The sequence below is a fragment of the Actinomadura sp. RB99 genome (assembly GCF_014706005.1).
Lineage (GTDB): Bacteria > Actinomycetota > Actinomycetes > Streptosporangiales > Streptosporangiaceae > Spirillospora.
Genome location: NZ_JABMCA010000031.1, coordinates 48,676 through 74,739 on the forward strand (window position 1 = coordinate 48,676; position 26,064 = coordinate 74,739).

At 68.5% G+C, this 26,064-nt stretch carries 25 protein-coding genes and 1 tRNA gene; 9 read left to right on the forward strand and 17 right to left on the reverse strand.

Translation table 11 applies throughout. The features are described from left to right. Positions 1 to 58: 58 nt before the first annotated feature. The gene (locus amrb99_RS25800) at positions 59 to 232 is read right to left on the reverse strand and encodes a hypothetical protein (RefSeq protein ID WP_190860579.1); all 174 of its coding nucleotides are present in this window, start codon (positions 230 to 232) and stop codon (positions 59 to 61) included. 154 nt (positions 233 to 386) lie between these two features. Next, complete coding sequence (locus amrb99_RS25805) at positions 387 to 1,043, reverse strand: hypothetical protein (RefSeq protein WP_190860581.1); 657 nt, start codon at positions 1,041 to 1,043, stop codon at positions 387 to 389. A 70-nt stretch (positions 1,044 to 1,113) separates the two neighbouring features. Here amrb99_RS25805 and amrb99_RS25810 point away from each other — a divergent pair, with 70 nt between their 5' ends. Continuing rightward, positions 1,114 to 1,719, forward strand: coding sequence for a hypothetical protein (locus amrb99_RS25810; RefSeq protein ID WP_190860583.1), 606 nt, complete (start codon positions 1,114 to 1,116; stop codon positions 1,717 to 1,719). 700 nt (positions 1,720 to 2,419) lie between these two features. On the opposite strand, the gene amrb99_RS25815 is transcribed toward amrb99_RS25810, so the two are convergent. From amrb99_RS25815 to amrb99_RS25830, 4 genes are all read right to left on the reverse strand, one after another. Further along, a complete protein-coding gene (locus tag amrb99_RS25815) occupies positions 2,420 to 2,677 on the reverse strand; it encodes an STAS domain-containing protein (RefSeq protein ID WP_190860585.1) in 258 nt (85 codons plus the stop codon). 488 nt (positions 2,678 to 3,165) lie between these two features. Next, positions 3,166 to 3,627 carry a hypothetical protein gene (locus amrb99_RS25820; protein ID WP_190860587.1) on the reverse strand — a complete coding sequence of 154 codons (462 nt, stop codon included), beginning with the start codon at positions 3,625 to 3,627 and terminating at the stop codon, positions 3,166 to 3,168. Positions 3,628 to 3,644: 17 nt separating this feature from the next. Further along, positions 3,645 to 4,283 (reverse strand): MerR family transcriptional regulator, encoded by a 639-nt coding sequence (locus amrb99_RS25825; RefSeq protein ID WP_190860590.1) that lies wholly within the window; start codon positions 4,281 to 4,283, stop codon positions 3,645 to 3,647. Next, positions 4,280 to 4,648, reverse strand: coding sequence for a hypothetical protein (locus amrb99_RS25830; RefSeq protein ID WP_190860592.1), 369 nt, complete (start codon positions 4,646 to 4,648; stop codon positions 4,280 to 4,282). The genes amrb99_RS25825 and amrb99_RS25830 overlap by 4 nt, the downstream gene beginning before the upstream one ends. A 314-nt stretch (positions 4,649 to 4,962) precedes the next feature. Between amrb99_RS25830 and amrb99_RS25835 the strand changes: the two genes are divergently transcribed. Further along, positions 4,963 to 5,862, forward strand: coding sequence for a helix-turn-helix transcriptional regulator (locus amrb99_RS25835; protein WP_241755929.1), 900 nt, complete (start codon positions 4,963 to 4,965; stop codon positions 5,860 to 5,862). Then, entirely contained in the window at positions 5,859 to 6,059 is a 201-nt protein-coding gene (locus tag amrb99_RS25840) for a DUF397 domain-containing protein (RefSeq protein ID WP_190860594.1), read from the forward strand. Before amrb99_RS25835 ends, amrb99_RS25840 begins: the two co-directional genes overlap by 4 nt. A 1,472-nt stretch (positions 6,060 to 7,531) precedes the next feature. Here the strand turns inward: amrb99_RS25840 and amrb99_RS25850 are convergent. The 10 genes from amrb99_RS25850 to amrb99_RS25895 all read right to left on the reverse strand — a co-directional run bounded on the left by amrb99_RS25850 (position 7,532) and on the right by amrb99_RS25895 (position 19,301). Continuing rightward, complete coding sequence (locus amrb99_RS25850) at positions 7,532 to 8,302, reverse strand: transposase family protein (RefSeq protein ID WP_190860598.1); 771 nt, start codon at positions 8,300 to 8,302, stop codon at positions 7,532 to 7,534. A 167-nt stretch (positions 8,303 to 8,469) separates the two neighbouring features. Next, positions 8,470 to 9,528, reverse strand: a complete 1,059-nt coding sequence (locus amrb99_RS25855; RefSeq protein ID WP_241755930.1) for an NlpC/P60 family protein — start codon at positions 9,526 to 9,528, stop codon at positions 8,470 to 8,472. Beyond that, entirely contained in the window at positions 9,519 to 10,442 is a 924-nt protein-coding gene (locus amrb99_RS25860) for a replication-relaxation family protein (protein WP_190860603.1), read from the reverse strand. Before amrb99_RS25860 ends, amrb99_RS25855 begins: the two co-directional genes overlap by 10 nt. After that, positions 10,439 to 12,901 carry a type IV secretion system DNA-binding domain-containing protein gene (locus amrb99_RS25865; RefSeq protein WP_190860605.1) on the reverse strand — a complete coding sequence of 821 codons (2,463 nt, stop codon included), beginning with the start codon at positions 12,899 to 12,901 and terminating at the stop codon, positions 10,439 to 10,441. Before amrb99_RS25865 ends, amrb99_RS25860 begins: the two co-directional genes overlap by 4 nt. Beyond that, complete coding sequence (locus amrb99_RS25870) at positions 12,898 to 14,724, reverse strand: ATP-binding protein (protein WP_190860607.1); 1,827 nt, start codon at positions 14,722 to 14,724, stop codon at positions 12,898 to 12,900. The genes amrb99_RS25865 and amrb99_RS25870 overlap by 4 nt, the downstream gene beginning before the upstream one ends. Next, positions 14,721 to 15,146 (reverse strand): hypothetical protein, encoded by a 426-nt coding sequence (locus amrb99_RS25875; protein WP_190860609.1) that lies wholly within the window; start codon positions 15,144 to 15,146, stop codon positions 14,721 to 14,723. Before amrb99_RS25875 ends, amrb99_RS25870 begins: the two co-directional genes overlap by 4 nt. After that, positions 15,143 to 16,114 carry a PrgI family protein gene (locus amrb99_RS25880; protein ID WP_190860611.1) on the reverse strand — a complete coding sequence of 324 codons (972 nt, stop codon included), beginning with the start codon at positions 16,112 to 16,114 and terminating at the stop codon, positions 15,143 to 15,145. The genes amrb99_RS25875 and amrb99_RS25880 overlap by 4 nt, the downstream gene beginning before the upstream one ends. Further along, positions 16,111 to 17,574 (reverse strand): hypothetical protein, encoded by a 1,464-nt coding sequence (locus amrb99_RS25885; RefSeq protein WP_190860613.1) that lies wholly within the window; start codon positions 17,572 to 17,574, stop codon positions 16,111 to 16,113. Before amrb99_RS25885 ends, amrb99_RS25880 begins: the two co-directional genes overlap by 4 nt. A gap of 233 nt (positions 17,575 to 17,807) precedes the next feature. Continuing rightward, positions 17,808 to 18,233: a pilin gene (locus tag amrb99_RS25890; RefSeq protein ID WP_241755931.1), complete on the reverse strand. Its 426-nt coding sequence runs from the start codon at positions 18,231 to 18,233 to the stop codon at positions 17,808 to 17,810. A 216-nt stretch (positions 18,234 to 18,449) separates the two neighbouring features. Beyond that, positions 18,450 to 19,301 carry a hypothetical protein gene (locus tag amrb99_RS25895; RefSeq protein ID WP_190860615.1) on the reverse strand — a complete coding sequence of 284 codons (852 nt, stop codon included), beginning with the start codon at positions 19,299 to 19,301 and terminating at the stop codon, positions 18,450 to 18,452. Positions 19,302 to 19,777: 476 nt separating this feature from the next. Here amrb99_RS25895 and amrb99_RS25900 point away from each other — a divergent pair, with 476 nt between their 5' ends. From amrb99_RS25900 to amrb99_RS25915, 4 genes are all read left to right on the forward strand, one after another. After that, positions 19,778 to 20,692, forward strand: coding sequence for a hypothetical protein (locus amrb99_RS25900; protein ID WP_190860617.1), 915 nt, complete (start codon positions 19,778 to 19,780; stop codon positions 20,690 to 20,692). Continuing rightward, entirely contained in the window at positions 20,689 to 21,600 is a 912-nt protein-coding gene (locus amrb99_RS25905) for a DNA methyltransferase (RefSeq protein ID WP_190860619.1), read from the forward strand. Before amrb99_RS25900 ends, amrb99_RS25905 begins: the two co-directional genes overlap by 4 nt. 166 nt (positions 21,601 to 21,766) lie before the next feature. Further along, positions 21,767 to 21,928 (forward strand): hypothetical protein, encoded by a 162-nt coding sequence (locus amrb99_RS25910; protein WP_190860621.1) that lies wholly within the window; start codon positions 21,767 to 21,769, stop codon positions 21,926 to 21,928. Next, on the forward strand, positions 21,925 to 23,640 hold the full coding sequence (locus amrb99_RS25915) for a recombinase family protein (RefSeq protein WP_190860623.1): 1,716 nt from the start codon (positions 21,925 to 21,927) through the stop codon (positions 23,638 to 23,640). The genes amrb99_RS25910 and amrb99_RS25915 overlap by 4 nt, the downstream gene beginning before the upstream one ends. Here the strand turns inward: amrb99_RS25915 and amrb99_RS25920 are convergent. Then, positions 23,605 to 23,690 (reverse strand) — tRNA-Leu (locus tag amrb99_RS25920). The genes amrb99_RS25915 and amrb99_RS25920 overlap by 36 nt on opposite strands. Before the next feature lie 122 nt (positions 23,691 to 23,812). Between amrb99_RS25920 and amrb99_RS25925 the strand changes: the two genes are divergently transcribed. Continuing rightward, on the forward strand, positions 23,813 to 25,123 hold the full coding sequence (locus tag amrb99_RS25925; RefSeq protein ID WP_347256859.1) for a M20/M25/M40 family metallo-hydrolase: 1,311 nt from the start codon (positions 23,813 to 23,815) through the stop codon (positions 25,121 to 25,123). Positions 25,124 to 25,223: 100 nt separating this feature from the next. Further along, the gene (locus amrb99_RS25930) at positions 25,224 to 25,997 is read left to right on the forward strand and encodes a hypothetical protein (RefSeq protein WP_190860627.1); all 774 of its coding nucleotides are present in this window, start codon (positions 25,224 to 25,226) and stop codon (positions 25,995 to 25,997) included. Positions 25,998 to 26,064: the final 67 nt, after the last annotated feature.

Genomic DNA, 26,064 nt, shown 5'->3' on the forward strand with positions numbered 1-26,064 from the left:
CGACAGGCCCGGCCGCGTCCCCGGGTGGAGACGGAACCTCCGGGGCATCCGGAGGGGTTCAGACGGTGGCGTACCGGCGGTCAGGGCCACCGACGAGGACGAGAGTCGAGCCGCCCACCAGCCGGGAGACCAGGTGGTCTCCGAAGACCTGGATGAGGCGCTCCTTCGGGAAGACGTTCGTGGTGATGATGGTCGGCAGCAGAGCGTTCAGCCGCCGGTCCAGGACGCGCATAGGATTCCACGTCCACGTCCGTTGTTTCGTGTTGGAATCCCACGTGAGATCATCAGACATCGGCCCGTGTCTTCCTGGTTGCTCGTACTCCCAGGGTAGGCACGTGCCGTGTCTCTGACGTAAGCAAAGTGGAGAAGATGTGAGGCGCGAGCCCTCACGGTGTTCTGCCGCCCGCCCCCGTAGTGGCCCGGCGGTAATCACGGAGCACGCTCAGGGCGACCGTGATCGTGACGCCGATGCTGAGAAGGCAGACGGGATAGGTCATCCAACACGAGAGGGCCAACAGCTCCGGGATCCCGCTGAGCACGACGCCCCAGCCGATCACTGGTAGTGCCCGGCCGTCGATCCGGGCATCGGACGCCTCCATCTGCTTGATAAGTGAGCGGAGTTCCCCGAGCCCGGCCTCGTGCTTGCGCTCCAGTTCCTCAAGGGCCCTCTTGGTGTCCCTCTTGTGCTCGACGAGCTCGGACTTTACCCGATCGATGTTGTGCTCGACGTCAACGAGCCACTGCTGGAGCATCCTGATTCGGTCGCCTACTGGTGTGCCCCGTGGCCAGGTGCGGGTGACGACAACGTGACCGGTAGCGGATAGGCCGAAGGCAGCATTCAGGGTGGCATGCCCATAGTGGACGTCATGACGCCAGAAGGTGATCTTGCCCCATGCCCTGCGGGCGAACCAGCGCGTCCCGTCGGGCGATACGACCAGTGCCCCGACGAAGGCAACCACGACGCCTGTCCCCTTGTTCACCCATGTCAAGACCGCCGTGTCGAAGAAAGCACTCACCTCAGCATCGTGGCGGACAATCAGCACCTTCGCCCACGATTCGGCTCAAGTCTATGTAGGGCGGCAACTACCGCGAAGGTCCGTCAGGATCGTCTCCATGAGTCTTTCCGCAAACGGCGTTACCTTGTTCGGCTCGATCCTCACCACGGCGATGGCCTTCCTGACCGTCTGGTCCAACCGGCGGAGCACGAGGGACACGCTTGAAGAGCAGCAGTATCTGACCGAGGCGACTCTGAACCACCAGCGAGCGTTGGCGCACGATGAGCGGGTGTGGCAGGAACGGGCCGCCCTCTACGTGGATCTTCTGGAATGGCTGCTATACAACGTCCTGGAGCTGGCCGACCTCTTCGAGAGCCGCCTCCTACTCGGCGAAGAGGCACCGGAGGGCCCGCCAGCCGAATCGATCAACGCCCACCGGATCAACGCGAGGGTCGCCGCTTTCGCCTCTAACAGAGTCCGCGAGGTCGATCGATCCGTTCGTGCTCTCTTGCTGGAGGTCGTCAAGGCGAACGCCCAAATCCGGCTGACTTCCCCAGAACGTCCCGAACCGCTCAATGCCCGGCGCAGGCACCTGCTCGATAAGCTGAACGAGCAGAGTACGATCCTTCTCAAACTCATACGAGACGAATTAAAGATCACGTATGGTCCTGAGGTGGCGAGGCCGGAGGGATCTCGCCATCAGGACGACGCATCAGGAGACTGATCGCAACTCTCTGAGCACCGTCCTTGCCGTATCAGTCGAACACGACAGTGCCGTCCGCAAAACGGACCGACTGATCCTCTTGCCGTGCTGCTTCCGGTGCGTGGCGTCCGCCTCATTGGCCCGCGCCAGCAGCTCGTCCACCGAGACGGGCGGCTTCGGTTTGGCAGGCTTCTTCACGGGCTTCGGCTTCGGCTTCGGCCCCGGGCCTGGGCTGCTCGATGACGACGGGCTCCGGCTCGGGGTTGGGGACAACGTCCGCCGGGATCGGCTGCACCGTCTTCTCCCGTCGTCCTTGCCTTCTCTTCTCCACTCCCCCCGCGCCGCTCGACCAAGCCGACCGCGCACAAGAGACAGAGCGCCGGCACGCCCGCCACGATGAGCCCCCCAGGGCGTCCGCTGGGCCTCGGCGAAGTTGGCCCCCAGGGGGAGGCTGATCGCTTCCGGCAGGACGAGCGTCACCTGGAGCCGGCGCCTGCTGGTCGTCCATATGGACCCCTACGACCCCGGACCGCTACACGATCCGTACCGTCAGGCTGTTCCCACTGCGGCGATGAACACCGGCGATGAACACTTGCGCCGGACAGCCGGGGAAGAGAAGAGACCGGCAGCGCGCCGGCTGGAATGACAGCCGGCGGCCAGGGGCTGGACCGTCCGGGGGCGTGGAGCGGCTGCTGGGGCCGGGCGCTCGATCCGGTGCCGTTCAGTCCGGTAGCGCGTCGTGGATAGGCAGCATGTGATTCAGTCCGGTGCGCTGCAGCACGGTGGCGACCCCGCGGTGTGGGCGTAGCAGCACCGGTTCCCCGCCCGCTGGCCGTACCCGTTTCCACACGCGGATTAAGGCGTTGAGCCCGGAGGGGTCGCAGAAGGTGGTCTGTGACGGATCAAGCGCCAGGCGCGGCGTCCCCGTCATCGCGATCGCGGTGTCGGCCTGCTGGAACGCCGCCGGGGCGGTGGCCATCTGGCGGTTCCGCGGCTGGTTCCCCCGCTCGCCGTCCGATCCAGACAGCTAGAAGGGCGGCTCGGGGACCTGAAGCTGCCTTCCATGGAGGGAAGGTCGATGTTTGCCCCACCCGCCCCGGGCACCGCTTCTCGGACCCGCTGGCGCCCCCTGCGACGCGCGATGCCCCGTTCGCCGCGCGGGGACGCCCGGCCGGAGCAACCAACTGACGATTGATCCGCCGAACCGGCGGACGTTTCTCCGCGCTCGACAGCATGGGTGACCACCCGCGGTGCACCGGCGCGCAGGAGCTTGGCGTACTCCTCGGCCAGCAGCGTGGGCGGACGGGCGGTGCACTTCTACGAGGCGAGGGTGACCGGGCGGGGTCCGACGGGGGCACGGAACCCCGCCCGGCGACTGGATGGGTCCTGGGGCCGGACTTTAGCCGACTGGTTCCAGGATCCGCCCCCCGCGCGTGCTCACCTCCTCGCGCGCACGGGGCGTGCCTTCTATGGTTGCCCGCAGCTGTGTGGGACGGGGTCTGCTCCCGAGGTGCGCATCCGCGCGTACAACCGTTCGTCCTGCTCGGCTTCGGCCTGTTCAGCCTCCAACCGTGGATCCGGCTCGGGCGGCCCGCCCTCGGCCGCGTTCCGTACGAGCGTGACGTGTTCGTCGACGAGTTCTTCCAGCTCCAGGCGGACCTGCCGCTGGCACTCGTCGATCGTCCGGCGGAACATGCCGTGCATGGTCATCGCCTCGTCCCACGCTTTCGCCACGACGCCGAGGGCCGCGCCGATGGCCTCGTCGGCGGGGCGGCGCTTCAGATCCGCCAGTTCCGACGCTGCGCGGTCCTCCACGTAGACCGTCATCAGGCCGACTCGCAGGTACGGGATGCCGTGCTCGAACAGCCGGTCGGCGAACAAGGTGGAGATTAGCGCGCCCATGGCCAGCGGCTTGGCCGCGTACCCCATCGGTCCAGGCGTCGGCATCAGGGAGCTCCGATCGTGCGGAGCGCCGCCTTCACCTGGACCACGGCCTCGGTCGGGTTATCGGCCTCGCACAGCCAGACCCCGCCGCCCCAACTGAACCACCACCGGTCACTGTCACTCGCGCGGCGACGGCACTCGATCGCGACCCCACGCGAGCCCGCGTCCCTGGTCACTCGTATCCGGCTTTCGTCGACCATTGCGGCCGTTAGCTTCTGTCCGCGTAGCAGATTCGCCAGCCCGGCCAGCTGTACCGCGCCCTCGGAAACATCAGGTCCGGGCGCGTCCTCCTCCCGGCTCTCAGTGGCCGCGGGGCTCGCCGTCAAGTCGCCTTCGTCCTCGGTGCCCGGACGGGTCTCGATGTAGTGGCGCAGGGTCCGCAGGGTCGGAGGTCCGTCGGTTCCCAGCTTGGCGACGATCTCCAGTTCCTGCTTGAGGTACCGCCGCTGCGCTCGCTCGGCGGCCTGGGCCACCGAGATGAGGCCCTCCTCCTCCCAGCGCAACAGGACGCCGGACTTGAGACCGGTGATGTCACCCGCCTCCCGCACGCTGACCCACGGGCCGTCGTCACTGGTGATGCCGTTGATCTCGGCGACCTTGCCGAACCGCTTCCGGGGGTAGTCCGCTACCACCAAGGTCATGCCGCTGCCGCCTCTTCTATTTGAGTGGTGATCCGGTGGGCCGCCAGCCTCGCCTCGTTCGCCGGCCGGATGGACTGGCCGGTGCGGATGTCGTAGAGCCACCACGCGCCATCTCGGCAGTAGCGGCACCCGACCGTGACAGACCTTCCGGGCCAACCCAGCGGGATCACGTTGAGGACCGCGTATCCCTGGATCACCGCGAAGGCCGTGACGATGCCCTCTATGTGGGCGAACGCCTTCGAGAGGTGGACCAGGCACGTGATGCGCTCGCGCTGGGGAATCAGCGTCCCGGGACCGTTCGCCCGCGTCGGTTCCGGGGGCGAGGGGATGTAGGGCGCTTCCGAAGTCCACGCGTGTGCTCCCACGGGGTCACGCGCCAAGGGAACGGTCGTCGCCGTCCGTGGCTCGGTGTCCGTCGATGGTCGTCATGATCGGCCTCTTCCGTGCGTGGGGTGTCTGCTCCTCTGCTGTGGCGAAGCGCGGAACGGGCGCCCTGACCGGCTCGCCGGGGGACACGGATTGTTGCGAACCACCTCCGTGTTGACTCCGAGTAGAGCACCATGAAAACCGCGTCTGCAAGGCTTCAGACGCAATCTCCGGACTGAATTTCCGCAGGTCGGAGGCTCATTGCGAATCGTGCGGGCGGATGCTTTCATTTCGAGTGAAAGACCGCCTCGGGATGGAGGTGATGCGGGTGACAGAAGCCGCGATGGGGTCGACCGTCCCCCGAAGGCAGCTCGGCCGGTACCTTCGCGAGCTTCGGACAAACGCGCGCTTTACGGTGCAAGCGGCCGCAACGGCGCTCGAATGGTCCGAGGCGAAGATGTGGAGGATCGAAACCGGGCAAACTTCCCTCCGGTCCCACGATGTCGAGACCATGTGCCGCGTGTACGGGGCGCCCGACGACATGAAAGTGGCCCTGATGGGCCTCGCCAAGGAGACCAAGGGCAAGGGCTGGTGGCACGCCTACGGCGACGTCATCCCCGACGGCTTCGACCTCTTCATCGGCCTAGAGGAAGCAGCCCGCAGCCGAGAGGAGTACTCACCCGAACTGATCCCCGGGCTCCTCCAGACTCCCGACTACGCCCGCGCGGTCATCCAGAACAACACTCGCCTTCAAGAAGAGGAGATCGGCCGCCGCGTCCAGCTGCGAATCCAGCGGCAGACGCTGGTGACTCGTCCGTCCGCGCCCCCTGCGCTGAAGGTAGCCCTCAACGAGGCCGTGGTCCGCCGGGCCGTCGGTGGGCCGGCAGTCATGGCGGCCCAGCTCAGCCACCTGGCTGAGATGAACGAACGTGCCAACGTCGCCGTCTCTGTTGTGCCCTTCTCGGCCGGCGCACACAAGGGCCTCGACACGGGACCGTTCATCATCCTGCGCTTCCCGACCACGGGAGACGGACGCGATCACGAACCTCCCACGGTCTATGTGCAAGGCTTCACGGGGGCTCTGTATCTGGACAAACCCCGCGAGGTCGACCGCTACGCCGAGGCATTCGCGGCCATCTGGGACAACGCCCTGCCCCCGGAGGAGAGCTCGGCGCTGTTCCGGCAGCTAGCAAGGGAGATGAACGAAACATGAGTGCTGACTTCGCTGCGGCCAAGTGGCGCAAGAGCAGTCGCAGCAACTCCGAGCAAGAGTGCGTGGAGATCGCCCAGACACCGACCGCCATCGGCATCCGCGACAGCAGGAACCCCGATGGCGGTCACCTCACCCTCACCCCAGCCGTGTTCGCCGACCTCCTTGAGCACGCGAAAGCTGGCGGCCTAGATCTTTGAGTCCACGATGGCTCCGGCCCACGGCCGGGGCCATCGTGCGTTCTTTGGAACAGGCGGCGTCAAAATGATTACGGACCGCGAAGTTATCTGGAGTTGCATTCGAGGATGCGACTCGGTATGACCTTTTGAGTCATGGCGATTAGTCTAACCTTCGCCAGTTGGTTTACATTTAGGGTACTCTGTGCGGCCACATTAGGGCCGCAGATAAATGCAGCTTATGGAAATCGCGGCTTGCTCGACGTTCTTCGACCAGGGATCGGCCATGCTAGGTCATCGATCGACATACCTCTATCGGCGTCTTCTGGTCTTGCGGTAGGAGCAGATTTTGCAGCCTCCCGCGTCACGCTATGGAGCAATCCCTTCTCGTGGATGAAGCCATCAGTGTTCGACACTCTGGGTTGGTGCGACTCTGGCTCTGGCACGAATAGTCCATCCAAGGGCGCGTCGTCAGGGTGATGATAGATGTACCTGTGTGCCCGAAGTGCGGTCTCCTGATTTATAGAGCGGGCCAATTTGGTGGAGCCTGGGTATCTAAAATCCGAAGCAAAGCCCAGCTCGGCGGGGAGGCGATGTCGAGGTTGGATCGTTAGAGCAAGTCGCCTACCAAGCGGGACAAGGAACAGGTCGGCCGTCGCAAGCCCAACTCCTCGCCATGCTGGGTAGTCTGGGCTCACCACTAGAGATACTGGGTGATCCGATGTCACGAGGACTCGACGAGAAAACTGATAAAGCGTCCAATGGCAATCATGCAGGTATTCGCTCGTTTGTGGCAAGAGGGATGTCAGAAGGCGAAGATGCTCGTGCGGTTCGGGCATCAGATCAGGGCCGCCCGGCTTTGTGAAGTCTTCCCACTCCCAGTCCAGCTCCTCATCGGAAACTGAACGGTTCTCCGCCTTCTCGATGATTTGACGTAGAGCCTCTTTCCCGGACACTCCTACTATAAGTCTAATGATCTCCGCATTCATTGTTCCTTGGTTTGCGCGGATATCCTCTGACCGTAGATGCTGAAGCGCTATCCAGGTGGATAGCGCGACACGGTGTTCGCTCGTCAGGGGCCAAGCTCCTACTTTGATTGCCTGGAGGGCTGCGGCTGCAACTCCTTCCACCTCACTAAAGGCGTGTTCGAACGCGTCTGAGCGAGTTCCGTCCGGAAGAGTTATGGTGTAGAAGTCCTTGATGACTCCGGCATCTGAGGTTGATAGAATAAGTTGTTCGTCGCCGGGTAGTGTCACCCGGGCGACGCGACTCGAGTCGTTCGCGAATCCCTTCAGGTAAAATTGCGACACGACGTGCTGTCGGCGAACTCGTTTGGCCAAGTGTCCTCCTCATGTGAGATAGCCATCATACGCCTGCGCGTGACCGTGAAGCTAGCTAATTATTGTCTTCCGTGACGATTCTCTGAAGATGGCGCTGGCGACTGTCCTGGCTAAACTTTTTGCGGTCAAATAGATTTGGCCTCTAGTGAACCTTTTTCAGTGTGATGCGGTCTCGTGGAGTTGCAGGGTGTGGATGGCTTTGGCGAGGCGGCCGGCGCGGTAGGGGCAGCAGCGCAGCTTCCGCAGGATTCGCCATGACTTGAGCTGGGCGTTCGCGCGTTCGCCGGGTCCGCGGAGCTTGGCGTGTGCACGGTTGGCGTCCTTCTGCGGCTCGGGCTTGTCACGTCCCTTGTAGGGCGTGAGGATGTGCGTGCCGGCGCCCTGGTAGGCCTTATCGGCCAGCACCAGCAGCCCGGCGGCCGCCAGGGCCCGGATGACACCCCAGATCCGGGCCGCGGCCAGGTCGTGAACCGATCCGCGCAGCGGTCCCGACACCCACAGCAGGGTCCCGTCCGGTGCGGCGATGACCTGGAGGTTCATACCGTGGCGGCGATGCTTTCCCGAGTAATAGGGCCGGTCGGCGGCGACCCTGTCGATCGAGACCAGGGTGCCGTCCAGCACCAGGTACGGCAGCCCGGCTTTGACCGCTTTGGCCAGCGCCGCGCCGAGTTTGGGCGATCGGGCGGCGAGAAGGTCGACGGTCTCGTTGACGTAGCGCCACGCGGTGGTGGTCGATACGCCGAATCCGGCGCCCAGCTCGGCGTAGGTTTCGCCCTTGCGCAGATAGACCAGGGTCATCAGAGCCTGCATGCCCGAGGGCAGGCACCGGCCCTTGCTGCCGAGGGCCTGGCGGTGACGGCGGACGACACCGGTGGCGTAGGCCAGGGTCCGACGCGACAACGGCAGAGAAGCACGGTACAAAAGCACGTGAAGCCTCTGGTGGGGACGGGACGTTGTGAGAGACCAGCCGTCCTACCAGGGGCTTCTTGACGTCCGGCATCGCCCACGCCGCCCGCGATCATGCTGTGATCAGCGCACACGGAACTGCCCCTGAAAAAGGCTCAGTAATTGTGGAATGGAGTTTCACTTCACCTTCACTGGAGCTCTCGTGAGCCGTCTAACCGATGACGTGGATTTTCAGGGTTGGCGGTCATCCCCGGGGAGGGCTGGTTTCGGCTGGGACGTGCTGTCAAGCGGAGGATGGGTCGCGTGGCGCCTATCCAGTCGGGGCGTTGGTAGGTCTCTACACCGATGGCCGGGTGGCAGGTGGAGCAGCGGGCAGCGATCATTTGGCCGTTGCCGATGACAAGGCCGACGTGTCCTGGTCTGGTGGTGGAGGTTCCGGGACCGGAGTTGAAAAAGACCAGGTCGCCGGGGTGGGCTGCGTTCTTGGGGATGCGGACGCCGAAGGGCCATTGGGCGAAGGTGGTGCGTGGGATGGTGAGGCCGGCGGCGGCGTAGGCGGCTTGGACGAGGCTAGAGCAGTCCCAGGCGTTGGGGCCGGTGGCGCCGAAGACGTAGGGCTTGCCGCGTTGGGCCATGGCGAAGGCGATGATCTTCGCGATGGTGGCATTGGGCGCGCTGATGGCGGCGGCCTCGGCGCACTCGGCTGGTGGTGAGGTGTTCACCGGGGTGGAGCCTGTGGAGAGTGTGGTCTTGTACTTGTGGGCGCGGTTGAGGACGTTCTCGACGTAGGCGTTGCTGTGGTTGTAGGCGAACAGGGCGGCACGCATCTTCGGCGGGGCGCCGTTGTGGCGGAGGTAGTTGGCGGCGGCGGGGATGGCGTCGGCGGGGTCGTAGCGGTTGGTCTTGCCGTCGTGGTTGCCGTCGACGCCGTAGCCGGCCCAGGTGGCGGATAGGAACTGCATGGGCCCTCCGGCGCCCGCTTGGTTCTCGCCGGAGTGGATGCCGGGCGCTGTGGAACGTCCGTGGTCGGACTCGATGGATCCGACGGCGGCGAGGATCTCCCAGGGGATGCCGTAGTCAGCTGCGGCTCTGCGGTAGATCGCGAGGTAGGTGGCGGGGACTCCGGCGACCGGCGGGCCGTTGACCTGTGATTCGCAGGCGTCGGGTTGGGGCGTTGAGCCGGTCACGGCGCCGATGATCACGACCACCAGGACGACGAGGGCGACCAGGAGCGCGACTATCGGCAACCGGCATCCCCCGTGCTGTCGGTATGGGGTTCGGACGTGCGCGGCGGCGCGGAGGTCAGGTCGGCCAAGCGGCGGCGGGGGCCGTCGTGTCCTGCCGGTAGCCATACGGGCCCGGCGGGGCCGCCGCCGGGGTCGTTGGCGGGTGTGTGGACGGCGGTGGCGACAGGAACCGGTGGTGTTCCCAGCAGGGCGCGGAGGTTGGTTTCGCGGCGGGTGCTAGGTAGCCAGAACAGGACGGGCGTGGTGATGCCAGTTGCCTCGGCGAGGGCGTCGTACCCGGTGAGCTTGGCGGCGACCTTGGCGAGGGTGACGCTGCCGGTGTCGTGTTCGAGGAAGAAGTCGACCGTCGCCGACCCCAGGCCGTTGTCAGTGGTTTCGGTCCAGCGGCCGTAGGCATCGGGGCGGGCGAGGTCGCCCCAGAGTTGGATGCAGCGGCGTTCGGGCCACCATTGGTCGAGGCGGGCGCCGGGCGTGTGGCGGGCGTGGGCGTGGAGTTGGGTGAAGAACTCGTTGATACCGATCTGGTGGGCGAGGTGGCGGGAGTGGCTGATCTGGAGTGCGGTGGTGCGGCGGTAGCCGAGGGCGGCGAGGGTGGTGTCGCGGTGGGCAGCCAGCACCTGTGCGCCAAGCGGGCCGAGGACCCAGTGGTACGGGGCGGCCCCAACGGGAACCCAGGGTTGGAAGCGTTCCACGGCTTTGAGGCGGAACAGTTGCAGGAGGCGGTCGCGCGCTTTGCCGGGTGTGGTGAAGAAGATCGCGGCTATCTGGTGCGTGGTGAGGACGCGGTGTTCCCAGACCAGTTCGAGGATGGCCTGGTCGCGTTTGGTGAGGCGGCTGCGCAGTTCGAGGAACAGTTCCGGTGTGGCCCGTCTGGCCGTGGCGGGCTCCTGGCGGTGACGGATGGTCTTCTTCACTGCGTGCGGTCCTCCTCGGCGGTGGGGTCCTCGGCGCGCGGGTCGACGGACAAGGGCTTGGGGCTGTTCTTGGGTGTCTTGGTCGTCGTCACGCGGGGTGTGAAGTGTTGGCGTGAGGCGGCGCGGATCTGTTCGGCGCGGCCAGGGATCGAGGCGCGGAGTGGGCGGGTGCGGAAGGTGAAGGCTTCGGTGGATTGGTTGGCGGTGATGAGGCGTCCGACGGCTTGGTAGGCGCCGAGGTGGGCCAGGTCGTGCGCGGACAGCACGGGGCCGGCGTGGCGGGCGAGGTCGCTGGCGTCTTCGGGTGAGGTGGCGAAGTAGATCTTGTTGCGGGCGTCGGCGGAGACGGCGTCGCGCAGGTCCTTGGGCAGTTGGGATAGGTGCTGGTGGGCCAGGACCATGGAGAGCCGGTAGCCGCGAGCCTCGGCGAGGATGTCGGAGACCGAACCGGGCAGGTTGAGGAAGTTGTGGCACTCGTCGATGTAGGCGGCTGAGTCCGGGCGCTGGTGTTCGGGGACGGAGGCGCGGCGGGTGATGCCCTGCCAGGTGTGCGCGAGCAGTAGCGAGCCCAGGAGACGGGCGGCGTCCTCGCCGAGCACGCCCTTGGGCAGACGGGCCAGGACCAGGCCGCCGTCGTCGAGGTGGCGGGCCAGGTCGACGGTTGAGCCGGTTGCCGAGAGGGCTTGGTGGACGAATGGGCGCAGCAGGACGGCTCGGAGCTTGTTCATCACGGGGCCGATCGCGGTCGCGCGGCCTGCAGGTGACAGTTCGTTGTAGCCAGCCCAGAAGTCGCGTAGGAGATCGTCGGAGAGGCGGCCGACGACGCGGGCGCGGAAGGCGGAGTCGGTGAGCAGTCGCGGGACTTGGGCGAGGGTGGCGCGGGGGCCGTGGGCGTGCATGAGACTCAGGCAGGCCGAGCGCAACAGGTCGTCCAGCCGCGGGCCCCAGGAGGAGCGGAAGCAGCGGTGGAAGGTCGAGACGACCGAGTCGACGGCGAACGCAGGGTCGGAGCCGGACAGGATGCCGACCGAGGGTGGCGGCGCTGAGTCGGATGGGTCGAACACGACCGTCCGGCCTGCCATGCGGGCGGGGAGCCGGTCCAGGACGTCGGCGATGAGGTCGCCTTTGGGGTCGACGACCAGGGCGCCTCGGCCATCGTGGGCGTCGGCCAGGACCAGTGAGGCGAGCAGGGTTGATTTGCCGACACCGGTCTGTCCCAGGACGTGAAGGTGTTGGCGGCCCCCGGCGACGGGGAGCGCGACCGGGCGCCGGTTGCTGGCGTCGGCGTCGCCCAATAGCCGCGCGGGGCCGTTGACGGCGTCCGGGCCAGTCGGGACGTCGGGTGATGGCGGGACCGGTCGGGCGCCCGCTCGGGTGATGGCGGGGGCGTCGGCGTCCAAGGGCAGGTGCGCGAGGGCTGCCAGCTCGGCGGCGCCGAGCAGGTAGCCGCGTCGGAGGCGGCGCTGGGCGAGGGCCAGAGTCGGCTCTGGAAGTTTGCGGCGGCGGAGGTGCTGGTGGCCGGACGCGTACAGCGCGGCGACGGAGGCGATGGCATGGGCTCGACCGCGCCGCCATTTCTCTGCGGGTTCGGTGTTGGGTGACCCGACGGCGTACCGGATGTCGACCTCGAAACGCGGTTGCGTCGCCTTGCCCAGGATCGCGCGGACCTGCTCGGCGCGCTCGGGGTGCGCGTTCGCCTGGGCGGCACCTGAGGCTCGTCCTGCAGGGCTGGTGCGCAGGCCGGGGGTGAGCAGGTCGAAGAAGAGGCCCCGTGACGAGGCAGGGTTCCCGCCCTTGAGCCGGGACGCGATGCGGTGGGCGCGGGCCAGGCGGCGGCCGGTGACGGGACGGGCGAGGATCTGGACGGCGGCGTGGTGCCCCTTGTCGAGTTCCGACATCGCGGCGAGGAGTGAGCGGATCGGGTCGGTTTTGTGGTCGGTCTTCAACGGGTGGGAGTCGTCCCGGGATAGGACGAGGCGTCCTCCGGCTGCCGCTGTGCCGAACGGGATGGGTGGCTCGGCGGGTCGGCTTGTTGTGGTGGTGGCGCCGGGCCAGGCGGCTTGGATGGTGTCCTCGACCATGCCGGGCGGCACCGTCCCGGGAACCCAGATCTGGACGCGGACCCCTGAGGCGTCGGCGACGTACTCGAAGGCCAAGTGAGGTTGGCGCTGAAGCCAACGCTTCCACTTCGGGACGAGCTGGCCGGTCTGATGAGCCCACCAGGTGGGCGCGCTGGCCGGGTCGACCTGCGGCGGTATCGATACCGTGATCAGGCGTGCGCCTCGATCGAACTTCGGGGCCTGCCACTGCCAGAGTGCTTCGAGCGCCGCCCGGTACGCCAGGGCGGCGGCTCCCACAGCGGCGACGACGATCGGGCCGTCGTGCGTGACGAGCGCGGGGATCTGATGGGCCTTGTTGAAGACGTGGGTCCAGCGCGGGATGTCCTGGAGCACGGTCATAGCGGGTCGCCCTCTCCGTCGTGGTGGTCGAGCAGCTCGGCGGGGTCGGTCGTGATCACTTGGTGCTCTTCGGGTGAGGAGATGGCGGCGAAGGCCGCACGGTCGCCAGCGTTTCCACCACACAGGAGGCCCTCGCCGCGTTCCGCGGACAGGAGGTAAGCCCGCTCGCCCTCGGAGAGGCCGAATGCGTCACCGACGGCGCCGATGGCTTGGGGCGCTTGGCGGAGCAGGATCTGGGTCGCGGAGTTGGCGACGACGGCGCGGCCCAGGTCGGAGGCGAGTAGGTCGGCGGCGTCCTGGGTGACGACCGTCAGCCCGGCCCAGTGCTTGCGCGCGGACTTGGCGAGCCGGTAGAGGAAGCGGGCGCCTTCGGCTTCCTTCATCAGCATCCACGCCTCGTCGACGATGACGAGGCGCGGCTTGCGGTCGGCAGGGTTGGCGACCTTGCGCCAGATCGCGTCCAGCGCGAGGAGCACCCCGACCGACTTGACTTCTTCGGGCAGGTCCCGCAGCGAAAACACCACCAGATGGCCGTCGGGTCGGGTCGTCGTCGCCTGCGCGAACAGCTCCCTGTAGGACCCGGCGACGTACGGGGCGAGGCGGTCGGCGATCTCCACACCCTCCGTGTGCGAACTGATGGCGAGCTGTTCGACCAGATCGGCCAGCAGCGGCGCGGGGCGCGTCCAGGTGGCGGGGTCGGAGTTGATGCCCTTGGCGGCGTAGGCGGCCAAGATGGCGCGGTCGAGGACGGGTCGCGCGGACGGCTTGAGCGGCTCGCCGAGCATGGCGGCGACGAGTGTCTGGGTGAACAGCGCTCGCCGGATCAGCGTGTCGTCGCCCTGGTCGGTGGGCAGATCGAACGGGTTGAACGCGACGCCTTGGGCGCCGAGGCCCAGGTGGGTTCCGCCGCTGGTCTCGGCCAGGGCCCGGTACTCGTCTTCGGGATCGATCACCGACACTTCGACGCCCTGGTACAGCAGGCGCAGGGCTTCGAGCTTGGTGAAGTAGCTCTTGCCGGCACCTGACCGGGCCAGGACGACCGAGTTGTGGTTGTCCTGCGCGAACCGGTCCCACACCACCACCCCGGAGCTGGCGACGTTCACCCCGTACAGCACACCGGTCGACCCGGCCGGGGCGTTGAGGTCGGGGGAGGCGAACGGGAACGAGGCTGCCAACGCCTGGGTGTCGAAAGTCCGGCGCTGCCGGAGTGCATCGACACCGAGCGGCAACGTCGTAGTCCAGCCTTGCAAGGCGCGGAACGTCGTGGGCTGGGCATCGAGCAGCAGCGACCCGGCCAGCGCGCGAACCTGCTGAACTTCGCCTTCGAGTTCGTCGGCGTCCAGGGCGTGGACGGTGAGGTAGAGCCCGACGCGGAAGAGGCGGCCATGCCCTCTGGCGAGCGAGGCGGCCAGGTCGGCGGCGTCATCGGCGGCGGCCTCGACGCTGAAGTCGGCCAATCGGCCGGCTTCGGCGTTTGCGCGTGCGCTGGACTCCAGCCGCGCGAGCTGTCGACGCAGGCGTTGCGCGGCCACTATTGGCGGGATCGGCTCGATGTGAAGCGAGACATCGAGACGACCGGGATAGGTGAGCAATGGTTCCAACCAGCCCGCGCCGACCTCGCGCGGATATCCGGCGATTGCGAACGACGCGCAGCACCCGTCTGGCAGGTCCAGCGAGGAGGCGTTGATCCGCAGCGCGGACGGCGCGAGCAGATCCCCCAGGCTGTCGGGCGTCTCCTCGCCGGTGTCTTCGGCCGGAGGTGCGATGGCGCCGGCGATCCGGGAGAAGACCGCGCGCGCCGGTGAACGGCGAGTTGTGGTCATCTGATCGCCACGTTGGCGTCGGTGTGGCCACCCGCGCGGACGGTCGCGGTCAGGACCTTGGCGAAGTTGCCCCGGTCGAGGCTGGTCAGAACGGACGCGGAGAACGGCCCGCCGGTCGCCAGTGCGATGGCGATGTGCAGGACGGCGCCCTCGCCGGACGAGCAAGCCAGACGCCCGGACTCCAGAGCAGCGGCGGCGCCGGTCCAGTCCACCCGAGCCAGGGCGGCCACGCCCGGCGTGCGCGGGGCGCTGTCGTGATGGACGAACTGGTCGCGGAAGTCGTCGCGGGTGAGCCAGAACCGGTGGGCGATCAGCAACTCGACCGCCGCGATTTCGGCGCACACCCCCTGCGCGTGCGCGCGGAGCCCGGCGACCAGGCCGGTCAGCTCACAGCGCCGCGGACGGTGATGGAAGCGGGTCAAGACTGGTACTCCTCGCTCGTGATGGGTTCGTCGAGATCGGCGGACGGGATGGGGCGCGCCTCGCTGGGCGAGAGCGCTTCGGTCAGCACGCGGACGCACTCGTCGGCGTCCAGGGCTTGAGCGCTGATCCCGAATCCGGTCAGGGTGCGGACGGTGTCGATGGCACGGCGCGCGACGATCGCGGCGCCGGCCTCGCGTGCCCGACCCCGGCCTCTTCGCCCGGCGCCGGGTGTTGCGGGCATGGGCTGGTCGCGCAGGACGATCAGCACCTCGCGCATCAGCAGATTGCGGGAAGCGCCCAGCTCGTCCAGGTAGGCGGCGTGGCCTTCGGCGGCCTGCCGCAACGCTGGATGTGGCAGGTCGGCGGCGGCCTCGGCCACCCGTCCGGCCAGCCCGGACAGATCAACGGGACGTGCCTGCACCACGATCTGCACCAGGGATTCCAGGGAGTTGAGCCACCGCCCGAAGAACCCGACCAGCGCGGCCTGCTCGGCGGCGGTGCGCAGCCCCAGCGAGATGGTCCCCGCCCGGACGAGTGCAGCGGTCGCGCCGCCGTCCAGCTCCATGACGCCGTCCTGGCGGATGGCGCGGACCGGGAACCGCAGCGGCCCCGGGAGCGCGCCACGCACCCGGCACCATCGAGGAGGCGCTGACACGCCTTCGGGCGCCGCGACCAGGGTCCGACGGCGGCGCACATGGTCGAGGGCGGCCAGGGCGAAGCGGTCCAGGCCCATCCCGTCGCGGCGGCCCAGCGCCATCGAGCACCCGGCGGCCACTGGCGGGAAACACAATCCAGCGACGATCGGGGCCGGCAGGACCGGTGCGGTGGCCATGAAGAGCGACACCGTCAGCGCCGCGGTGGTGCCGAGGATGACGAGTTGGCGGGCGGTGAGCCCGTACATGATCTTGTCGGGTTGCTCGATGTCGGCCGGGACGCGTGCCGAGAGCGGCTCGTAGTCGTCGTTCAACGGTTCCTCCTGCCGTAACGGCCTCGGCGCGGTGGTTCAAGGCGCACGAACACGCGCGGTGCCGGACGGCGCGGATGGTCGGCGCGCTGGTAAGGCCGCGCCGGGGGCTGCGGCGGGACCGGCGGTCGCGGCCGGGCGGGGCTGTGGCCGGTTGCCCGGCCGGGGCTGGGTAGCCCGGACGGGCGGGGCCGCTGGTTGGCCCGTCCGGGCGCGTCGCCGTTGGGCCTATGTGGGGTGCCGGTGCCCGTGGGTCCTGCCGTGTGCGTGGCGTTGCGGGGCGTCGGGCCGGGGATGGGGCGTCGCGGGTGCCGACGATCGGCACCGTGCCGCTGGTCAGGCTGAGGACCACGGTCGTGCCCGCGATCGGGACGGGGCCCGCCGCTCGGGTTGTTCGGGCCGCCGCCGTTGGGCCCACGGTGCGGGCCGGGCCCCCGGTGTCCTCCTCCGCTGGGGCCTGGACGCGGTCGGCTGGTTCCGGCACTTGCCGCAGCCCGCGAATTCTTCCCGCTACGAAGGACGTGGCCGGCGGCCTTGTTGACGGCGCCGAACACCTTGTAGACCAGCAGCGTCCGGACGAGTTGACGGAGCATGCGCGGCTGCGCGGACTGCCACACCGTCCGGGCGACCCAGCGCGGAATGCGGATCAGCATGTACAGAAGCGCGATGACCAGCAGCAGGTCGATCAGTTCTGCCCGCTCGGTCGGGACACCGATGAAGAAGTGGTTGTTGTCGCCGTGCTGCGACAGCAGCAGTTGCAGCGCGGTGATGAACACGAACGATTGGCAGACTTGGATCGCCAACGTGCCGGAGATCCCGCGCCACCACAACCGCGCCAGCCCCTCGGTCAGCGCCAGCGCGTGGAACATCAGCGCGACCGGCGCCAAGCCGACCAGGACCATGATGATCGCCAGGCGCATCACGTACCCGAACAGCAGGATCGTCGCCAGCACCACGATGATCAGCGAAATGATCGTGTAGAAGGCGCCGCCGGTGTTGATGGACGCTTCAATGCCCTCGGCCAGCACTCGTCCGGCCTGATCCGGGTCGATCCTGTCGGTGCCGTTCATCAGGATCGCGGTAGCCAGCCCGTTGGCGAACTGGATGCCGTAGCCGATCCAGATCAGGCTGGTGTTCATCGCGACGAACGCCAGCACCAGGCGCCTGATGACCGGGCCGGGCGAGGTCTCGCCCGCGACGCTCTGCCCCGCCATCAGCAGCACGCCGGCGAGCGTCACCAGCAGCACGAAGCAGGTGTCGGCGATCGCCAGTGACGTGCCCCAGATCTGCTCAGTCCGCTTCATCGGCCCCGACCCGATCTCGGGCGTGGAGAACTCCGTTGCAGCCAGAGTGTCCATCACCGGCTTGAGCGCGGCACTGGCCAGCGTCTGGAACCAGCCGGTGATGGCCTGCTTGGTCTTGCAACCGACGTCGATCCAGCCGCACTCGTCCTTCTTGCCCACCTGGGCACCATCGCCGGTGTCGGTCCCACTCGGCGTCGTTGACGGCGTCTCGCTCGGGACCGCGGACGGCGTCGAGGACGGGGTGATGCTCGGTGCCGCTGATGGCGACGGGCTCGGTGAAGGCTCAACCGCGTTGGCGTGCGGGACCGCGCTCAGCACGCAGACGCTAGCGAGTGCCATCGCACCGAGTAGGACCAGCAAGCGCGAGCCCTTCCCCGGGAAGGCGCGCACGCTCAGGATCCGACGATGTACTGGAGGATCTGTACCAATACTGGGGCCAGCGCGGCGATGCCGTATCCGATCGCGGCGTTGCGCAGGGTGCGCTTACCCGCCTCGGCCTCGCTGGGGTCGCCCCCGGCCAGCAAGTAGCGGACACCGCCGATCGTGGCGAACAGCGTCGCCAGCGCGATCAGCAGCCCGACGATGACATTGCGGAGATTGTTGATCACCTGCACGAGCTGCGCGTTGGCGGCCAGCAGGGCCGGTTCGGCGCTGGCCTGCGCAACCGAGGTGACCGTGACCACGAGCACCGAGCCCGACAGCACGAGGCCGATGCTGCCGACGAGTACGGCGACGACCAGACGGAGCTTGCTCACACGCGGCCGGCGGAACGAAAGAAGATCGGAGAACGGGCGGACGCTCAACTGGGAGCCCTCCAAGCACGAGCACGATGCGGCGAACGAAGAAGCGCGGACAGCGCGGGAACGACGAATGGCTGCGGTGGAGAGAGGACCGCGAGGCGAAGACGGGCCGGGCCTTGCGGGTGTCCTCCTTCGAAGGCACTCGGCGATGGTCGGACGGCGGGGACCGGGTGAGCATCCGGCCCGAGCCCCGTCTTCGCCCCCCGGGGTTCCTCTCACTAAGTAACCGACAGCTCAGACCCCGGTTTTGGACATCAGGTAGCCGAGGTCATCGCGGAGACCGTTGCCGCGCATGGCCTCGACCAGCCGCATCTCGGCGCGGCGGCGGCGCTTCATCAGCGCGTCGTACGACGTTCCGAGCCGCTCGGCCAGCTCGGCGGGCGCGACGCCGTCCAGACGCGTCGCGGCGATGATCTCGGCATCGACGCGGCTGATGACGTCCTGGCGGACGGCCGCCTCCAGCAGCTCATCGACGGTCCCGTTCGAGGGCGACGAGCACGGGGCGACTCGGGCGAGCGTGCTGGGGTCGACCGGCACGACCCGGGCTCGGGGCCGGTACTGCCGCTCGACGACCTTGGCGGACTGCGCCAGCAGGCGCACCGCGATCTTCGGGCGCTCCAGGTCGATGGTGAGCAGGGCGTCGTAGAACGCGGTCAGGAACTCACCGGCCACGTCGCAGGTTCCGGTGCCGGGCTGGTTGTCCAGACGCCGGAGCCGGTCACGCACGACCGCCTTCAGACCCGGCAGCGCGATCCCGACGCAGCCCATCACCCAGGAGGAGCCCTTGCGGCGGGCGCGCTCGATGAGCTCCTTCCACACGATGTCGCGCGTGTGGTGGCCGGTCGCTGGGTGCAGCAGGATCGCGCGCAGCTCGTCGAGCGGGATCTTGCGCGCGGGCAGGCCGCACCCCAGCACGGCGCCGTCCACCGACAGCGGAGCCGGGCCCCGCGTCAGCAGCGCGAACGTCGTCTCGGCGACGTCCAGGACGTGCGTGGTCTCGGCGTCCTCCTGCCGCGCCGGCCGCTCGGCGTACTCAACGGTGCCAGCGGTGGAAGGAGCGGTCGGGCGGGTCGAGGTGGTGCGCATGGAAACCCCCGGAGAGATCGGTTCGGGATCGGATGCCGCCATCTCCGCAGAGGCCGTGAACAGAAGATCGACACTTCTCCGGCCGTCCCTATGGACAGACGCTCGTCCAAGCCGCGATCGAGCCTGTCAGCGATCTGCTCGAAATCGCTGTGACCTGCATGAACGCCGAGCTCATGTGATAAACGCCCGAAAGACGGCCCCGGCGAGTCAAAGAAAGCCATCTGCACACAACCGTGCTCGCCTGCGTGAACACGCCTTCCGAAGCTGCACACGCAAAGAGAGATCAAACTCTGCTCAGAACCTCTTGCAGGGCACTCCGCGTCCACCGACGCCCGATGCCGTGACCCGCGCATGTCCAGGACGTGTTCACGTTCACCGGGCAGGAAATCGCGCCAGCGAGTGTCCAAGAACGGGCTTGAGGATGTCGGTTACTTGCTGAGACACGGGGACCGGGTGGCCATCACGGGCCACCCAGCATGACCAACACCGACCAGCCCGAGCCGACGCCCGCCACCGGCGCGCGGCAACTCCTGCCGCTGACCGTCTGGCTCTGTCCCGACGACACCACCGACCAGCCGTTCCGCCACGACGGACACCAGTGTCCGGGGCCAGCGCACACCGCCGCGCCGGTCCGTACCTGCGACTGGCACCGTGCCTGCATCAACACCGCGCTGGCCCGACACCTCATCACCACCGCCACCCAGCAGGGAGACTTGGTCGCCGAGGCGTTCACCGCCAACGCCGCCACCCTCCACGCCGCCGCGCAGCTCGACCGGCGGGCCGTCGCCTGCGTCCCGCACTTCCCGCTCGCCCGCCACATCGGCACCCAACTCCGCGCGGCACTGCCGACCGAACACCTCGGCCGCGTGAAGATGCGGCCCTGCCGCGCCGACCAGATGCACCGCGGAATCGCCGACCACCTCGGCCAGGTCTCCCTGGTGATCGCGACACCGCCGACGCCCGGCGCCACCGCGACCGACACCGGAACGAGAGCCCGCCAGGCTCGTGGCGCGTGCCCGGCCTGCCTGTCCGATGTCCTGGTCAACAGCGCCTTCCAGGCCCGCTCGTTCCTGCCCGCCGCGTTCCGCCTGCTGCGCCCGGGCGGGCACCTGGCGGTCGTCACCACCGCCCGTCACCACCGCGGACGCCTCGTCGACCCGGCACCGGTGATCATCCAGCAGGCCCGCACCGCCGGTTTCCGCTACAGCCAGCACGTCATAGCCGTCCGCGTCCCGGTCGAAGGAGACACCCTCCTCATCCAAGCCAGCCCTGGTGACCTCGGCCAACTCCGCGACATCCGCTCCCGCGCCCTGCCTCCGACAGCACGTGTCCACGCTGACGTCTGCCTGCTGACTCGACCCGGCGGCAACGGCCAGGGAGGCGCCCGATGAACACCGGCATGAACACGGGCATGAACATGAACACCGGCGTGAACAGCCGCGTGTTCACCTCCGTGCTGCTCACCGGCCAGCAGCCCTCACGCGTCCAGCGCAAAGGCCGCTACACCCCCGAGTCGATCGCCCACCCTGCCAAGATGTTGCCCGCGATCGCCGCGCAGGTCATCGCGGCCTACACCGAGCCCGGTGACCTGGTGATCGACCCCATGTGCGGGATCGGCACCACGCTCGTCGAGGCCGTCCACCAGGGACGCGACGCCATCGGCATGGAGTACGAGGCGCACTTCGCGCAGATGGCGGCCGCCAACCTCCGCCACGCCCGAGCCCAAGGCGCCACCGGCACCGCACAGGTCGTCCACGGCGACGCCCGCAACATAGCCACCGCACTCGCTGAGCGGGAAGGCCGTGCCGCACTCGTTCTCACCTCACCGCCCTACGGATCCACCACGCACGGGCACGTGCGCACCGCCAGAGACAACGGCGGCGGCCGCGTCGACAAGTGGCACAACCGCTACTCCACCGACCGCGCCAACCTGGCCCACCGACCCACCACCGAACTCCTGAACGGCTTCGGCCGCATCCTCGCCGGCTGCACCACTCTCCTGCGACCCGGCGGGCTCATTGCCGTCACCGTCCGCCCCTTCCGGGTCACCGGGGAACTGGTCGACCTGCCCGGCCAGGTCATCGCCACCGCCGAACACCACGGCCTGACTCTGGTCGACCGCCTCGCCGCCCTGCTGTGCGCCATCCGCGACGGCCGGATCATCACCCGCGCCTCGTTCTTCCAGATGACCGAGGCCCGCCGCCTCCGCGATCACGGCATTCCCGCCATGGCCACCGCCCACGAAGACCTCCTGGTGTTCCAGGCCCGGACCGAGCCGGGCGCCGGAGGCGGCCGATGACTCTTCCCGGTCGCTCTGAAGCGCAGGCGGAAGGCCGGCTCAAGAGGCGTTCGCGGCCTGCGGTTGCGGGCTTGACGGGGCTTGACCTTGTCGGACGAGGTCGGGCTGGATCGACCGGCCGGTCCCGGTTCGGCGACGACACCGGGACGGGCCGGGTGGTCACTCGATGAGCGCCCCGGACAAGACCAGACGACGGATCCAGGTCTCGGTGCCGGACGAGCCGCCACGCCTCACGCCGGAGGTGGCGCGCGTTCTGCTGCGGATCGTGCTCGCCGCACGCTCCGCACCCGTTTCCGGATCGCAACACCGGCAGGAGGAAGACAGATGACGCAGCCGAGCGCACCGCTCCCGAAGGCGCCCGCCCCGCAAGGATTGCGGTTCGCCTTCTACGGGCGGGTCTCGACCGAGGACAACCAGGACCCCGCCGCCTCCCGCGCTTGGCAGCTCCGCCGTGCGCAGGGGCTGGTCGAACCCAAGGGCGGGATGATCGTCGCTGAGTACTTCGACGTCGACAAGTCCCGCTCGATCCCGTGGGCGCGCCGTCCGCAGGCTTCGGCCCTCGTCGAGGCCCTCAAGAACCCGGCACGCGACTTCGACGCGGTGGTGGTCGGGGAGCCGCACCGCGCGTTCTACGGCAACCAGTACTCGCTGACGTTCCCGCTGTTCGAGCACTTCCGGGTGCCGCTGTGGGTACCCGAGGTCGGAGGGCCGATCGACCCGGCCAACGAGGCCCACGACATGATCATGGGAGTTTTCGGTGGCCTATCCAAGGGAGAGCGGAACCGCATCAAGATCCGCGTCCGGTCGGCCATGGCCGCCATCACCGCGACCGAGGGCCGCTACCTGGGCGGGCGCCCGCCTTACGGGTATGAGCTGGTGGACGCCGGTCCGCACCCCAACCCGGCCAAGGCGGCGGACGGCAAGCGCCTGCGGAGGCTGGTCCCGCATCCGGCGTACTCCCTGGTGGTGAAGTGGATCTTCGTGCAGTTCATCGCCGGGCGCGGGCTGTTCGACATCGCCGAGGAACTCACCCGCGAAGGTATCCCCAGTCCCTCGGCCGCCGACCCGGACCGCAACTCGCATCGCGTTCAGGTCGCCTGGTCGAAGTCGGCGGTGCGGGTCATCATCACCAACCCGCGCTACACCGGCCGCCAAGTGTGGAACAAGCAGCGCAAAGACGAGGTCCTGCTCGACGTCGACGACGTCGCCCTCGGCCACACCACCAAGCTGCGCTGGAACGACCGCGACCAGTGGGTCTGGTCCGAACAGCAAGCCCATGAGCCGCTCGTGTCCATCGAGGAGTTCGAACGCGCCCAAGCGATCCTGGCCTCGCGGGGGCGCGGCCCTGCTACCCACAAGCCGCATCGCACCCGGCGCCCGTACGCGTTTCGGGGGCGCCTGTACTGCGGATACTGCGAACGAAGGATGCAGGGCAATTGGAACAACGACCAGGCGTACTACCGGTGCCGGTTCCCGGCCGAGTACGCGCTCGTCAACAAGATCGTCCACCCCAAGGTCGTCTACCTGCGCGAAGCAGAGATCATCGAGGACATCGACACCTGGCTTGCGACCGCGTTCTCACCCGCCCGGATCCAGGCCACCATCGCGGCGATGACCGAGCAGGCCCGCGCTACTGAGAACCCGGCCGAGACCCAGCTCTGCAAACAGCTCGCCGCCTGTGACCAGCGTCTCACCCAGTACCGGGCGGCGTTGAACGCCGGTGCCGACGCCGTCCAGGTCGCCAAGTGGATCAACGAGACCAAACAGGAACGACAGCGGGTGGTAGGCGAGCTCCGTGCCGTGCCCACCGACCAGGCGGTCTCTCCAGATGTGGTGGCGGAGCTGCTGCGGCGGGCCGGTGGCCTGGTCGACGCGGTCGTGCGCGCGCGTCCGGACGACAAGGCGGATCTCTACACCAAGCTCGGGCTCACGATGACGTACTACCCCGAGAAAAAACTTGTGGAAGCCAGGGTGGCCCCGGCTTCCACATGTGCAGATGGTTTGTGTCCGAGGGGGGACTTGAACCCCCATGCCCCGTGAAGGGCACTAGCACCTCAAGCTAGCGCGTCTGCCTATTCCGCCACCCGGACCGGTCGCAGGCCGCAGCGTGCTGCGGCGGGCTTCACCATACCAAAGGAGCCGAGTCGCGGCGAAGTCGATCGAGCGGGCACGATGGTGGGGTACGAGGACGGCTAGCGCGAAGGTGATCACTGTGGCCCACCAGCCGACCGCTGAGGACGAGGTCGTCGGGCTCTGCCAGGAGCTGATCCGGATCGACACGAGCAATCCGGGAGATCATTCGGGACCCGGCGAGCGGGTCGCGGCGGAGTACGTCGCGGAGAAGCTCGCGGAGGTGGGGCTGGAGGCGCGGATCCTCGAGTCGCACCCGGGCAGGGCGAGCGTGGTCGCGCGGATCGAGGGGGAGGATCCGGGGCGCGACGCCCTCCTGCTGCACGGGCACCTCGACGTGGTGCCGGCGCGGAGGGAGGACTGGACGCGGGACCCGTTCGGCGGGGAGATCGCGGACGGGTGCGTCTGGGGCCGCGGGGCCGTGGACATGAAGGACATGGACGCGATGATCCTCGCGGTCGCGCGGCAGCGGCTCCGGGAGGGGCGCAGGCCGCCGCGGGACGTGGTGCTCGCCTTCCTGGCGGACGAGGAGGCCGGCGGGAAGTGGGGCGCGCAGTGGCTCGTCGACGAGCATCCGGAGCTGTTCGAGGGGTGCACCGAGGCCGTCGGTGAGGTCGGCGGGTTCAGCCTGACCGTGCCGGGCGACAAGCGGATGTACCTGATCGAGACGGCGGAGAAGGGCATCGCGTGGATGAACCTGACCGCCAAGGGGACCGCCGGGCACGGGTCGATGGTGCATCCGGACAACGCCGTGACGGCGCTGGCGGCGGCCGTGGCGCGGCTCGGCGAGCACGAGTTCCCGGTGCGGCTCACGAAGACGGTGCGGGCGTTCCTGGAGCGGGCGTGCCTGGCGTACGGGGTCGAGTTCGATCCGGAGCACCCGGAGGAGGCCCTGGAGAAGATCGGCCCGCTGGCGCGGATGATCGGGGCGACGCTGCGGCACACGCTGAACCCGACCCGGCTGGACGCGGGGTACAAGACGAATGTGATTCCGCAGAGCGCGACGGCTCAGGTGGACGGACGTTTCCTGCCGGGTTTCGAGGACGATTTCTTCGCGACGGTGGACGAACTTCTCGGGCCGGGCGTCGAGCGCGAATTCGTGCATCACGACCACGCGGTGGAGACCGAGTACGAGGGCGCGCTGGTCGCCGCGATGGAGGCGGCGCTGACCTCGGAGGACCCGGGTGCCCTGCCGGTCCCGTACTGCCTGAGCGGCGGGACGGACGCCAAGTCGTTCGCGCGGCTGGGGATGCGGTGTTTCGGTTTCGCGCCGCTGAAATTGCCCCCAGAGTTGGACTTTTCCGGAATGTTCCATGGCATCGACGAGCGCGTTCCCGTGGACGGTCTCCGCTTCGGAGCGCGCGTTCTCGACCAATTCCTCGACCGGTCTTGAAATTCCCGTTGCCAATGCGATGCGTGGTGCTATCGTCACCGTTCGTAGGGAACCGCCCGTCCCGTGAGGGATGGGCGGCGGTCGCAACGGAGGTCTCACGGTGGCGGGTGTCGCGGCGCGGGCAGGGGCGGTCCCCGTCCTGCCGCGCCGTGCCGTCACCGGGCGGATCGCCCGGCGGCTGCTCGTCCTCGCCGGCCTGCTGATCGCGGGCTGGCTCCTCGGCGGCATGGCGCAGCACGCCACCGCCCGCGCCGCCGAGCTTCCGGCGCCGCCCGTCCGGCCGGTGCCGTCCGTCCCGGCCGCACCGGCCGGTGAGACGGTCCCGGCCACGTCGGCCACGGCCGTCGCGGACGGCGCTCCGGCGCTGGCCGGCGTGCTGAAGGCCCCCCGGACACCGCTCCCGTCGGTGGCCGGGGCCGTGAAGCACCGGACGCCCGTGCAGGCACTGGCACCGGTCGACCCCCTGAAGCCGGCGGCGCCCCAACGGCCGGCGCGAGCGGCGAAGGCCGCGGCGTCGGCGGAACGGGCCACCGGTCCGCAGAAGGCGCACGGCGCTCCCCGCCGCACGGCGAGGAGCGTGGTGGCGGTGCACCGGTCGCCGGGCCGGTCACAGGAGGTCTCCGGGACGCGCCAGGCGTCCCATACCCGGCATCACCGTGCCATCGAGCGGCACCCCGCGCCCTTCCAGGCGCCGGGCCAGTCCGGCACGCATTCGGCGACCTGCGGCGGTGTTCCTATCGGTGCCGCCGCCGGCCTGCCGACGGTTCTCCCCTGGGCTCCGGCTCCGCCGCGAGCCTGCGTTCCGCGCCGTTTCGGCGCGGTTCCCCCGGCCGTCCGCACCGCTGCGGACGAGCCCTCCTTCGCGCCTGACTAATCCCTGATCAGAACGCTCCCGGCGTGGGCCCGTGCGGCTCGGGCCCGGTCGGAGCGTGCCGTCAGGC